Annotated in this window: 12 protein-coding genes and 1 pseudogene; 4 read left to right on the forward strand and 9 right to left on the reverse strand. The window is 71.9% G+C overall.

Annotated features, from left to right (window positions below):
* Nucleotides 1-563 precede the first annotated feature (563 nt).
* The 6 genes from ABGB16_RS16395 to ABGB16_RS16420 are packed head-to-tail and all read right to left on the reverse strand — an operon-like array spanning nt 564 to nt 7,281.
* The gene (locus ABGB16_RS16395; protein ID WP_347668924.1) at nt 564-1,901 is read right to left on the reverse strand and encodes a glutamate mutase L; all 1,338 of its coding nucleotides are present in this window, start codon (nt 1,899-1,901) and stop codon (nt 564-566) included.
* Nucleotides 1,898-2,290 (reverse strand): hotdog domain-containing protein, encoded by a 393-nt coding sequence (locus tag ABGB16_RS16400; protein WP_347668925.1) that lies wholly within the window; start codon nt 2,288-2,290, stop codon nt 1,898-1,900. Before ABGB16_RS16400 ends, ABGB16_RS16395 begins: the two co-directional genes overlap by 4 nt.
* Nucleotides 2,287-3,078 carry an OAM dimerization domain-containing protein gene (locus tag ABGB16_RS16405; RefSeq protein ID WP_347668926.1) on the reverse strand — a complete coding sequence of 264 codons (792 nt, stop codon included), beginning with the start codon at nt 3,076-3,078 and terminating at the stop codon, nt 2,287-2,289. The genes ABGB16_RS16400 and ABGB16_RS16405 overlap by 4 nt, the downstream gene beginning before the upstream one ends.
* Nucleotides 3,075-4,637: a lysine 5,6-aminomutase subunit alpha gene (locus tag ABGB16_RS16410; protein WP_347668983.1), complete on the reverse strand. Its 1,563-nt coding sequence runs from the start codon at nt 4,635-4,637 to the stop codon at nt 3,075-3,077. The genes ABGB16_RS16405 and ABGB16_RS16410 overlap by 4 nt, the downstream gene beginning before the upstream one ends.
* 5 nt (nt 4,638-4,642) lie before the next feature.
* Nucleotides 4,643-6,226 carry an amidohydrolase family protein gene (locus tag ABGB16_RS16415; RefSeq protein ID WP_347668927.1) on the reverse strand — a complete coding sequence of 528 codons (1,584 nt, stop codon included), beginning with the start codon at nt 6,224-6,226 and terminating at the stop codon, nt 4,643-4,645.
* Between the two features lie 5 nt (nt 6,227-6,231).
* Nucleotides 6,232-7,281, reverse strand: coding sequence for a zinc-binding alcohol dehydrogenase (locus tag ABGB16_RS16420; protein ID WP_347668984.1), 1,050 nt, complete (start codon nt 7,279-7,281; stop codon nt 6,232-6,234).
* Nucleotides 7,282-7,435: 154 nt separating this feature from the next.
* On the opposite strand from ABGB16_RS16420, the gene ABGB16_RS16425 reads away from it, so the two are divergent.
* From ABGB16_RS16425 to ABGB16_RS16435, 3 genes are all read left to right on the forward strand, one after another.
* Nucleotides 7,436-8,842, forward strand: a complete 1,407-nt coding sequence (locus ABGB16_RS16425) for a lysine 2,3-aminomutase (protein ID WP_347668928.1) — start codon at nt 7,436-7,438, stop codon at nt 8,840-8,842.
* 244 nt (nt 8,843-9,086) lie between these two features.
* Nucleotides 9,087-9,239, forward strand: a complete 153-nt coding sequence (locus tag ABGB16_RS16430) for a hypothetical protein (protein WP_347668929.1) — start codon at nt 9,087-9,089, stop codon at nt 9,237-9,239.
* A complete protein-coding gene (locus ABGB16_RS16435; protein ID WP_347668930.1) occupies nt 9,239-10,204 on the forward strand; it encodes an N-acetylmuramoyl-L-alanine amidase in 966 nt (321 codons plus the stop codon). The genes ABGB16_RS16430 and ABGB16_RS16435 overlap by 1 nt, the downstream gene beginning before the upstream one ends.
* Before the next feature lie 172 nt (nt 10,205-10,376).
* Here the strand turns inward: ABGB16_RS16435 and ABGB16_RS16440 are convergent, their stop codons facing one another.
* A complete protein-coding gene (locus ABGB16_RS16440; protein ID WP_347668931.1) occupies nt 10,377-10,934 on the reverse strand; it encodes a hypothetical protein in 558 nt (185 codons plus the stop codon).
* 143 nt (nt 10,935-11,077) lie between these two features.
* On the reverse strand, nt 11,078-11,263 hold the full coding sequence (locus ABGB16_RS16445) for a CsbD family protein (protein WP_347668932.1): 186 nt from the start codon (nt 11,261-11,263) through the stop codon (nt 11,078-11,080).
* Between the two features lie 196 nt (nt 11,264-11,459).
* Between ABGB16_RS16445 and ABGB16_RS16450 the strand changes: the two are divergent.
* Nucleotides 11,460-11,918 (forward strand): annotated as a pseudogene (locus ABGB16_RS16450) (histidine phosphatase family protein); the annotation flags it as partial.
* Here the strand turns inward: ABGB16_RS16450 and ABGB16_RS16455 are convergent.
* Complete coding sequence (locus tag ABGB16_RS16455; protein WP_347668933.1) at nt 11,848-12,354, reverse strand: Lrp/AsnC family transcriptional regulator; 507 nt, start codon at nt 12,352-12,354, stop codon at nt 11,848-11,850. The pseudogene ABGB16_RS16450 and the gene ABGB16_RS16455 overlap by 71 nt on opposite strands.
* Between the last annotated feature and the right edge of the window lie 83 nt (nt 12,355-12,437).

Raw genomic sequence — 12,437 nt, forward strand, 5'->3', positions numbered from 1 at the left:
GTTATCAAAACCATCGCCCGCGACGCCTACGGCTTCCGAAACCCCGAAAACCAACGCCTACGCACCCGCACCACCACCACGCGACGCCACCGCGGACACCTCAACCCCGCTTAAGTTCGAAGAGCCGACATGAACGGACCCACCACCGCCGGCCACGCGCCGGGCCGGCCCCTGAACGAAAATCGGGGCACGGCGTACGCCGTGCCCCGATGCTCCCAGGCCCTCCCCGGCCGGTGGGGCGAGGATCAGGCACGCCGACCTTCGGACCGACCTGACGGTGGACTGGCTGCCCCCGCCCGGCCGTTGTCTACTGGCCGTGCACCTCACCCTGCCCGTACACCGGTAACCGTGGCCGGTTCGCGCCGCCCCGCCGACCCCCGCCCGCTGGACCTGGCCGCCGTAACCCGACAAAAAGGTCACTCGGCCAGCGGACGAAGGGACGAAGCGAACAACAGCCACTTCCCGTAGTAGGACTCAAAGACGGTACGCGCCGCACCGGGGGCCCTGTCAACCCGCCCCCGGCCTGTCGCCCAACCCCGCACGGCGTGTCGCGGCGGCGTGTCTCACCCCGCCAGCAGGTGCCGGCGCAGCAGCGCCCCCGCCGCCCGCGGATGCTCCGCCGCCAGCAAACCCCCGGCGGCCAGCACATAGTCGACGTCCACCACCACCCGCGCGTCCCGGGGCACCGGCCACCCACCGGCGTGGTCGGTCAACACCGCCTCCAGCACCACCGCCGCGTCCACGCTCGGAGCGTGACGCAGCACACCCCCCGACCCGACGAGCAGCCGCACGTCCCGCAGATCCCGGCCGTCCCGCTCCCCCGTCGCCCCACCCCGGGCGTGCCGGCGCACCGCCACCGTCGCGGCGAGCGCGGCGATCCGCCCGTCCACCGCCCGACCGGCCGCGTCGACCGGCAGAAACCCCGGATCCGCGGCCCGCACCGCCGCCGCCGCACCCAGAGTGTCCTGCTCACCCGCCGCCAGCAGCCGCTCCTCGGCAGCCGCCCGCACCACCCCCGGGGCGCTCCACCGCATCCCCAGATCCCCCTCCACCGTGCGCGCCCGCCACAGCGACCCCGCCACCTGCCGACCCGGGCCGCTGTCCCGCTCGTCCGGCGTCAGCACCGAGTACACGTCCGTGGTCGCCCCACCCACGTCCACCACCACCAGGTCACCGCCGACCACGTCCGCCAGGACCTCCACCCCCGTCAGCACCGCGTCCGGGGTCGCCGCCCGCACCAGCCGCGCGAACCGCGACCCCCGCGACAGCCGCTTCCCGCCGATCACATGCCGCAGGAACACCTCCCGGATCGCCGCCCGCGCCGACGCCGGCGCCAGCACCCCGATGCGCGGCAGCACGTTGTCCGCCGCCGTCACCGGCACCCCCGCACCCGCCAGCAACGCGTGCAGCTCGTCGCGGACGTCGACGTTGCCCGCCAGGACCACCGGCACCCGCCACCGCGCCCGCGCCAACCGCGTCGCGTTGTGCGTCAGCACCTCGGCGTCCCCACCGTCGGTGCCGCCCACCAGCAGCACCACGTCCGGGCGGGCCGCCCGCAACGCCGCCACGTCCGCCCCGGCCAGCCTGCCCGCCGCCACGTGCACCACGTTCGCCCCCGCCGACAACCCCACCCGCCGGCCCGCCTGCGCCGTCACCAGCTGCTCGTAGCCGACCACCGCCAGCCGCAGCCCCCCACCGGCCGACGAACACACGTACCACGGCACGGCACGCACCCCGACACCCGCGGTCGCCGCCGCGACCGCCGCGTCCAGGCCGTGCAGCACGTCCGTGCCCACCGTCGTCGGCGCCGACGCCGCCGCCACCAGACGGGCCCCGTCGAGGTCGACCACCGCCGCCTTCGTGTACGTCGACCCGACGTCCGCGCAGACCGCGACGCTCACGCCCGAGCCGGCACGACCACCGTGCCCGTCGCCGTCACCGCCACGACCGGCTCGGCGAGCACCTCCGCAGCCGACTCGCCCTTGTCGGGGCGGCCCCGGCACACCACCCGCGCCACGAAGTCGATCGTGCGGCTGCGGGTGCCCACCCGCGTCACCGTCGCCGTCACCTCCAGCACGTCACCCGCCCGCATCGGCGCCCGGAACTGCACATCCGAGTACGACGCGAACAACCCCTCGTCCCCGTCGCTACGGATACACACCTCCGTCGCCACATCCCCGAACAACCCCAACGCGTACGCCCCGTCCACCAGGTTCCCCGCGTAGTGCGCATGCGAGTACGGCACATACCGCCGGTGGACGACCGTCAGACCGACCCGGGAATCACTCATGCCTTCGCCCTCTTGCTCGTGATCAACGCGTGCACCAGGAAGCTGGCCACCTCACCCGGGGTGGTGCCCCGACCGAAGATCCGGTCCACCCCCAACTCAGCCGCCATCGTCTCGTCGAACCGCGGCCCACCCACGATCAACAACGGCCGCCTACCGGCCGGCAACGCCTCCCGGAACGCCGCCGACATCTCCCGCGTGTTGTGCAGATGCGCGTCCCGCTGCGTCACCACCTGCGACACCAACACCGCGTCCGCCCGCTCCACCCGGGCCGCCTCCACCAGATCCGGCACACTCACCTGCGCCCCCAGATTGGTGACCTTCAACTCCCGGTAGTACTCCAGGCCCTTCTCCCCGGCAATGCCCTTCACGTTCAGGATCGCGTCGATGCCCACCGTGTGCGCGTCCGTGCCGACACACGCCCCCACCACCGACAGCTTCCGCCGCAACCGCTGCCTCACCACCGCGTTGACCTCCTTGGCCGACAGCAGCGGAAAATCCCGCTCCACCACCTGCACCGCGGAAAGGTCCACCAGATGGTTCACCCGCCCGTACACCACGAAGAACGTGAACCCGTCACCCATCTGCTTCGCGTGCACCAGCATCGCCGGATCGATGCCCATCCTGTTCGCCAACTGCACCGCCGCACCCTCGGCCCGCTTGTCGTGCGGCACCGGCAGCGTGAACGACACCTGCACCATCCCGTCACCGGTGGTGTCCCCGTACGGCCGGACGATCTTCTTCGCCGCGGCGCCGCCCGGCGCCGCGGCACCGACATCCACAGCGGTCATGCCGCCTCCCCTTCCAGGATCTCCGTCGCCGGGTTGAAGTAGTCCGCCTCGTGCCGCGCCACCCCGTCCAGGCCCTTACCCCGGTCCGCCGGCCGCCGCATGATCCCGAACGTGCCCTCCGCGATCGCCGTCAACAACGACTGCTCACCGATGCGCTCCAACAGCTCCACCGCCTCACCCAGCACCCGGTGCGCCCGCTGCTGGATGAACCCGCCCGGCGCCGGCACGAAATCCTCGTGCAACCCGCCCGCCGCACCCAACACGTACCGCACGTTCTGCAGCGCGATGTCCCGGTCCGACAACCACGGCGTCACCACCGCCTCCGTCATCATCCCCACCAGCAGAATCCCCTGCCCCGTCATCGTGCCCACCAGATTGAAGAACCCATCCAGCAGGTTCCCCCGGAACACATCCCCCGTCATGTGCTTCGTCGGCGGCATCCACTTCAACGGCGCCTCCGGAAACAACTCCCGCGCCAACAACGCGTGCGCCAACTCCAGCCGGAACGACTCCGGCACATCCGGGTTGATCTCGAACGCGTGCCCCAACCCCAGCTGCCAGTCCGCCAACCCCGCCTCATGAGCGAAGAACTCGTTCAACAGCTGCGACACCGTCACCGTGTGCGCCTCGTCCACCGCATCCGCAGTGGTCAGATAATTGTCCTCACCCGTGTTGATGATGATCCCCGCCCGCGCGTGCACCTGCCGCGAAAACCGCTGATCCACGAACGTACGAATCGGATTGATGTCCCGGAACAAAATCCCGTACATCGAGTCGTTGAGCATCATGTCCAACCGCTCCAGACCGGCGAGCGCGGCCATCTCCGGCATGCACAACCCCGACGCGTAGTTCGTCAACCGCACGTACCGGCCCAACTCCTTCGACGAGGAGTCCAACGCCGCCCGCATCAACCGGAAGTTCTCCTGCGTCGCGTACGTCCCCGCGAACCCCTCCCGCGTCGCCCCCTCCGGCACATAGTCCAACAACGACTGCCCCGTCGACCGGATCACCGCGATGACATCCGCACCCGCCCGCGCCGCCGCCTGCGCCTGCGGAATGTCCTCATAGATGTCACCCGTCGCCACAATCAGATAGATCCACGGCCGCTGCCTCGGATCCCCGTACCGCTTCACCAGCCGATCCCGCTCCACCCGGCGCCGATCGATCACCCGGACCCCCGCGGCGACCGCCCTCCGCGCGGCCCTGCGCGCCGCGGTCGCCGCCCTCCCCGACGGCACCTCGAACCGCACCGAACCCGCCGCCGCCTTCTGCGCCAGCAACGACACATCCGTCAGGCCCTCCCGGGCCAGCGCGTCGAACACCGGCGCCGCCACCCCGTGCCCCAACCCGACGTCCGCCACCACCGCGTCCACCAGCCGGTTCACCCACGGAATCCCATCCGGATCCGCGCCGGTCACCCCCGCCAGCCGCAGCACCGCCCGCTCCACCGACACCGTCGTGTGGCTACGCGCCAGATCCACCACCGGCCGCCCCGCACGGCGCGCCAACTCCCGCGCCCGCGCCACCAGCGCCGGATCCAGGTCAAGCTTGCCCGTCAAAGCCGTCACAGACCTTCCTCGTAGATCACGTCACCCCGCAGCACCGTCGCCCGGCACACCGGCAACGGCGTCGGATCCTCCGCACCCCGCAACTCCGGGTCGTCGGCCTGCAACACCGGCAAACCCCGCTGCACCCCCGCCGGCGTCGACCACACCGCGAACGTCGCCGCCGCCCCCAACGCCAACACACCCTCACCGTCACGATGCACCGCCCGCCACCCACCCCGGGTGTGCGCCGCGAACGCCGCCCGCTCACTCATCCGCTGCACCGGATTGTGATGCGCCGCCGCCGCCCGCACCGAACCCCACGGATCCAACGGCGTCACCGGCGAATCCGACCCGAACGCCAACGTCACCCCCACCGAATGCATCGCACCCATCGGGTTCGACTCCAACGACCGCGCCAACCCCAACCGCGACTCGTACATCCGCCCCGCCCCGCCCCACAACCGGTCGAACGCCGGCTGCATCGACGCCACAACCCCGAACTCCACGAACCCCGCGATCAACCGCCGGCTCATGATCTCCGCGTGCTCCACCCGGTGCCGCGCCGCCCGCAACCGGTCCAGACCAACCCGCTCCGCCGCCGCCGCAAGCCCCTCCAACACCGTGGAGATCGCCGCGTCACCGATCGCGTGGAACCCACCCTGCATCCCCTGCGCCGCGCAGTCCACCAGATGGTCACGCACCTGCTCCGCCGACAGATAGCCGTGCCCGCACGCCCCCGGCTCCCCGTCCAGATACGCCCCCGACACGTGCGCCGTCCGCGACCCCAACGCCCCGTCCGCGAACAGGTCACCACCCGCCCCGACCGCACCCAACTCCCGGGCCCGCGCCGCACCCCCCAACTCACCCCAGTACCCGTACACCTCCGGCACCCCGTCCCCCGAGACGCCCAACAGGTCCGTGAAGTCCTCCTCGTCGGAGATCCCCGGCCCACCACACTCGTGCACCGCCGCGATCCCCAATGACGCCGCATGCTCCAGGGCCCGCCGCTGCGCCGCGACCCGCTGCGCCCGCGTCACCGACGCGAACGCCGCCGCACGCACCACGTGGTGCGCGTCCCGCCGCAACCACCCCGACCCGTCGAACCCGGCCACCGCCGCCGCGTCCGGGCACGCCGCCAACAACGCCCCCGACACCAACGCCGAATGGATCGACGCCTGCGACAGATACACCCGCCGCCCACCGCCCGCCCGATCCAACTCCTCCGCCCCCGGCGGCACCGGCCGCGACCACGTCGAATCGTCCCAACCGTGCCCCAGCACCACCGCATCCGCCGGCAGCCCCGCCGCGAACGCCGCCACCGCGTCCAACAACTCCCCGGCCGACCGCACCCCCGACAGATCCAACCCCGACAGGGCCAGACCCGTGTCCGTCGCGTGCACGTGCGCATCCACGAACGCCGGCGTCACCAACGCCCCACCCAACTCCACCACCCGATCGGCGGCCGGCGCATCCGCCCCCGACCCCAACCAGGCGATCCGACCATCCCGCACCAGCAGGGCCGTCGCACTCGGATCAGCAGGACAGTGCAGCACGCCACCGCGATACAGGACCGCCGGACGCGACGTCGAGGGATTCGTCATGACACTCAGTCTGCCGCCAGCCGCGCCTCGAACAACGCCCGCACCCCCGGCTCGCCGCGCAGCAACTCCAACGCCAACTCCGCGTGCCCCGGCACGTACCCGTTACCCACCAGCATCGTCACGTCCGCCGCCAGACCCTCCGCGCCCAACGCCGCCGCCGCGAAACTCGTCGCCATCGAGAAGAAAATCACCGTGCCACCGTCCGCCGTCGCCAGCACCGCCCCGTGCTCACAACCCGGCACGTCCACACACACCACCGTCACATCCGCCGGCGCCCCCAACGCCGACGTCACCACCGTCGACAACGCCACCGGATCACGCGCGTCCGCCAACGCCACCTGCGACGCCAACCCCGCCGCCGCCAGCGCATCCCGCTCCGCCGCCACCGGCACCACCCCGACCGTACGACCCGCGCCCGCCCGCCGCGCCGCCGCCAACGACAGCGACCCGCTCTTACCCGCCCCGCCGATCACCGCCACCGTCACCGGCCGCGGATCACCAGCCCGCTCCCGCCGCGCCACATGCTCCGCCACCACCCGCGCCGTCAACGCCGGCGCCCCGCACACGTCCAGCACCGCCAGGGACAACTCCGGGTGCAGGTCCGCCGGCAGCACCGCCGCGATCGACCGGGCGAACAGGATCGCGTACCCGTCGCACGGCACCTGCTCGCTGCGCCCGTCCCAACGCGCCAGGCCGTCGGTGATCGTCAGCGGCGTCAACGTCAGCGACACCAGCGTCGCCACCCGATCCCCGGGCCGCAGCCCCAGCGGGGACCGCCGGCCCGCCTCGTCCACCGTGCCGATCAGCATCCCGCCCGAGCCCGTCACCGGGTTCTGCATCTTCCCCCGCGTGGAGACGATCTCCAGGACCTCGGCGCGGACCTTCTCGCCGTCCCCGCCGTGCTTCTCCGACAACTGTCGGAAACTCGCCGCATCCAGGTTCAGCCGCTCCACCCGGATGCGCACCTCGTTCGGCGCGATCGCCGGGTCGGCATCCAGCCGCCAAGCCGCCTGCGGCAGCACCCCCGCCGGTTCCACGACGCGGTGCAGACCCACCGGTGACGTCACGCCGACCTCCCCTGTCCAGCCGCCCGAAGCCCTGGCCAGAGCTCGCATCGCGGGAAAACTTCCGGCAGACTAATTTCTTCACCGGATATTTTCCAGTAGCCTACGGGCCGCCGATCACAAGCACACGCACCGAGGAGGGGCCGTGACCCAGACCCGACCGGCTGAGACCATGCCTCAGCCCCGTCACGCCCCGGCCGCCGCGGCGACCGCCGGGCAGCCGTACGAGTACCACCGCAGCCCCCTGGTCGAACCCGACTGGACCCGCTTCCCCGGCTGGCGCCACGTCACCCGCGAGCAGTGGGAGAACGCCCAGTGGCAGCGCGCCAACTGCGTCAAGAACGTCAAGCAGCTGCGCACCGTCCTCGGCGACGGAGTGGACGAGACCTTCTACGCCGACCTCGAGGCCGACCAGAAGGCCCTGGCCACCATGTCCATGCTGGTGCCCCCACAGATGCTCAACACCATGGTGCCGTTCGAACCCATGAGCACCGAGGCGTTCCTCGCCGACCCCGTGCGGCGCTACATGATCCCCGTCGCCTCCGACCGGCGCACCGACTGGCCCTCCCACCCGTACGCCAGCCGCGACTCCCTCCACGAGCACGACATGTGGGTCGCCGAGGGCCTCACCCACCGCTACCCCACCAAGGTCCTCGCCGAACTGCTGTCCACCTGCCCGCAGTACTGCGGCCACTGCACCCGCATGGACCTCGTCGGCAACTCCACCCCCGCCGTCGACAAGCTCAAGCTCACCCTCAAGCCCGTCGACCGCTACGACGCCCACATCAGCTACCTGCGGGCCCACCCCGGCGTCCGCGACGTCGTCGTCTCCGGCGGCGACGTGGCCAACGTCCCGTGGAAGAACCTCGAGTCGTACCTGATGCGGCTGCTGGAGATCGAGACCATCCGTGACATCCGGCTTGCCACCAAGGCCCTCATGGGCCTGCCCCAGCACTGGCTGCAGCCCGACGTCGTCGAGGGCCTGGAGCGCGTCGCCCGCACCGCCGCCCGCCGCGGCGTCAACCTGGCCATCCACACCCACGTCAACCACCGGCAGTCGATCACCCCGCTGGTCGCCCGGGCCGCCCAGACCGCCCTCGACGTCGGCGTCCGCGACGTACGCAACCAGGGCGTGCTCATGCGCGGCGTCAACGCCACCAACGCCGACCTGCTCGACCTGTGCTTCGCGCTGCAGGGCGAGGCGGGCATCCTGCCGTACTACTTCTACATGTGCGACATGATCCCCAACGCCGAGCACTGGCGGGTCCCCGTCTGGCACGCCCAGCAGCTCCAGCACGACATCATGGGCTACCTGCCCGGCTACGCCACCCCGCGCATCGTCTGCGACGTGCCCTTCGTCGGTAAGCGCTGGGTGCACATGCTCACCGAGTACGACCGGGAGCTGGGCATCTCGTACTGGACGAAGAACTACCGCACCTCCATCGAGTCCGCCGACCTGGAGGCGCTCGACAAGCGTTACGCCTACTACGACCCGATCGACACCCTCCCGGAGACCGGCCAGAAGTGGTGGCACGAGCACCGCAACGACTGACCGTCTCGACGTCGTCGAAGGGCCCCGGGGTTCCTGCCCGGGCCCCTTCGACGCGCGTGGGTGTCGGGGCGCACGCCGCGCAGTGCGTCCTAGGACACTAGGGGTGGACCGGTGGTCGGAAACCTTCAACCTCGGACATGAGCGTGAAGGGTATCGACATAGAAGGTCATGACCGTATAGCGTGCCCGTCAACCTCGGTCGCCCGAGCTGGGCACGACCGACGTACGTCGTTGTGAGGAGCGCTGTGACCACTCCCCGATCCCCCCGCCTGCGGCGCCGAGGACTGCTCGGCATCCCGGCCCTGCTGGCCGCCGCCTTCACCGTCACCGCCCGCCCCGCACCGGCAGCCGCCGCCAAGCGGGTCGAGTGCCTCGCCGACCTCATCCAGGAGGCCTGATGGCCACCATCCCCTGGCTGGCCGACGTGCTGCGCGCCGCCGGCGTCCAGGTCGTCGAGGAGGGCGACTGGCGCAACCGGATGCGCCCCGGCGACTTCAACCCCATCGGCGTCCTGTGGCACCACACCGCCGCGACCTCCAGCGCCACCAACCCGCACCCGGCCCTCAACATCTGCATCAACGGCCGCTCCGACCTGCCCGGCCCGCTCTGCCAGGCCCTGGTCGACTACCACGGCGTCTTCCACATCATCTCCGCCGGCCGCGCCAACCACGCCGGTACCGCCCGCGCCAGCGGCCCCATCCCCGCCGGCGACGGCAACACCATGCTGATCGGCTGGGAGATCGACTACAACGGCGTCAGCCAGGAGATGACCGCCGCCCAGTACAACGCCTCCATCGCCGCGACCGCCGCCGTGCTCAAGCAGCTCGGCAAGGACTCCAGCTACGCCCGCGGCCACCGCGAGACCAGCACCACCGGCAAGATCGACCCGTCCTTCATCGACCTGAACGTCATGCGCGCCGACGTCGCGGCCAAGATGTCCGGCGGCACCGCCTGGAGCACCATCGTCGACAACGCCACCGCCGGGCGGTTCACCGCCAGCGCCAACTGGGGCGTGTCCTCGTACTCCAGCCAGCGCTACGGCGCCGACTACCGCTACGCCGACCCCGTGGCGGCCAGCGACGCCGCCTGGTACAAGGTCAACATCCCGGCCACCGGCAACTACCGGGTGGACGCCTGGTGGCCCGCCAACGCCGGCTACAACAGCTCCGCCCCGTACGTCATCGCCACCTCCACGGGCAACGTGACCGTGAACGTCGACCAGCGGGCGACCGGCGGACAGTGGCGCAGCCTCGGCACGTTCAACCTGCCCGCCGGCGACGCCAACCGCGTCGGAGTCAGCCGGTGGACGAGCGGCACCGGCCTGATCATCGCCGACGCCATCCGGATCACCCAGGTCTCCTGACCCGAGCGCGGCCGGGGCGGACGCGCGTTCCGCGCCCCGCCCCGGCCGCAGCCCCCTGAGGGGGCCGAACCGTGAGGGCTGGCAGCTCAGCTACTCGACACGCCGGGAAAGGTGCCGCTGAGCCGTCAACGATCATGGGCGTTTCGCTCGGTGGAACAACGTCCTCCTGGGCTCACCCGGCGCGCTCTCCGACACGGAGGACGCTCAGATAACGGCGGGAAGCGCGGTCGCCCATCCGGGTACGGATGCGCCCGGCGATGGCGTCGAGCAGGGGCTCCCGCACATCGGGATCGAGCCTGCGGTACGGCGACGTCGAGCGAAGGAGGTCGGCGAAGCCGTCCCCGTCGAACCACTGGACGGTCGGGTACCAACGCACGATCGTCGGGCCGAACAAGCTGGCGGAAGCGTCGATCAGTCCCCAGCCCTCGCCGGTGGCGCGCACCTCGTCCTCAAGCGGCGGGTGACCCCAGTCGGGATTTCCGGGAGAGAACCGCTCGTGCAGGTCGGCGCTCTCGGCGTACACCTCCGGCTCCCCCGGCCGGCGGACAACCACGTTGCCGAGCAGCGCCAGCCAGCCTCCGGGACGGAGCACGTCGTGCGCCCGCGGCCAGCCGATCGACGGGTCGACCCAGTGCCTCGCCGAGGCAGCCATGAGGACAACGAAGCGCCTGCCACCGTCGTCCCACTCCTCGAACGTCGACGTCTCGCCGAACGCGCCGATCCCGGGCAAGGATACGGACGGTCCGTCGGCACACGCCCCAAGGCGGCCACCCTGACCGATCCCCACCCCAGGACCGGGGCCTCCGCCGGCCGGCCCCGGCGCGGACGGCTCGGGCGGGTCCGGGGACTCCCCGGACCCGCCCGCTCACCGCGTCACTTCGAGAACTTCTGCCGAGCCTCCTGGCCGGCGCGCTCCGCCGCCTCCCGGCCCCGGGCCTCCTGCTGCTGGGCGGCACCCTCGGCCCGCATCCGCTCGTTGTCGGTGGCGTCGCCGATCCGCTCCTTGGCGGCGCCGGCCATCTGCTGGGCCTTGCTCTTCGCCTTGTCGGTGAAGCTCATCTCGACTCCTCTGCTCCGGCGGTTCCGGGGGCCAACGCCCCTCCCCACCCGCATGCCCGCCCGCCGGTGCCGGAAACGCACGCCATGTCGGCGAAATGGCGCCATGCACGCGGCCGGAAAACCGCCCTTTCGCCGACATGGCGTGCACACTCTCTAGGGCATCCTAGGAGGCTGGTGCACGGCATTCGTCCGGGCGCTGGCCAGCCCGCGCCGGCGGGCGCTACGCACCGCGCAGCTGGCCGGGGTGGCCGGGTTGACGACCGATCCCGACCTGGCCGAGTGGAACTACGGCGAGTACGAGGGCCGCACCACCGCCGAGGTGCACGAGGACCGCCCGGACTGGAACCTGTGGACCGACGGCTGCCCCGGCGGCGAGTCACCGACCGAGGTGGGCGAGCGGCTCGACCGGGTGCTCGCCCAGGTCACGCCCCTGCTCGCCCGCGGCGACGTCGCCCTCGTCGGCCACGCACACGCCCTACGGGTGCTCGGGGCCCGGTGGATCGGCCTGCCGCCGTCGGCGGGCGGCCGCCTGCGCCTGGACACCGCCACCGTCAGCGTCCTCGGTCACGAGCACGGCCGGCAGGTCATCCTGCGGTGGAACCAGCCGGCTCCCCCGGCGCCCGCGGCCGCCCCCGGGCCGACCGCTCGCCATTGATCTTCGGCGGCCGGTTCTCGTACGGGGTGGACAGCACCACGGTGGTGCGGGTGGTGACGTTCGCGGCGGTGCGGATCTCCTGGAGCAGCCGCTCCAGGTCCGCCGGGCTGGCCACCCGCACCAGCAGCAGGTAGAAGTCCTCCCCCGCCACGGAGTAGCAGGAGTCGATCTCCGGCAGGTGGGCCAGCCGCTCCGGGGCGTCGTCCGGCTGCGACGGGTCGAACGGCCGGATCGCCACGAACGCGGTCAGCGGCAGGTCCAGCGCCTCGAAGGAGACCCGGGCGCCGTACCCCCTGATCACCCCGCGCTGCTCCAGCCGGCGGACCCGCTGGTGCACCGCGGACACCGACAGACCCACCTTCTCCGCCAGATCCGTGTACGACAGCCGCCCGTCGGCGGTCAGCGCCGCGACGATGGCCCGGTCGATCTCCTCCACGGCGTGCAACCTACCGGGAAACACGCCGTTGCGCGACGACCGGTCCACCCGGCGTGACGCTCGGCGGACCGCGCGGTCACGCA

The organism is Micromonospora sp. B11E3 (assembly GCF_039871625.1).
In the GTDB taxonomy this organism is placed as follows: Bacteria; Actinomycetota; Actinomycetes; order Mycobacteriales; family Micromonosporaceae; genus Micromonospora.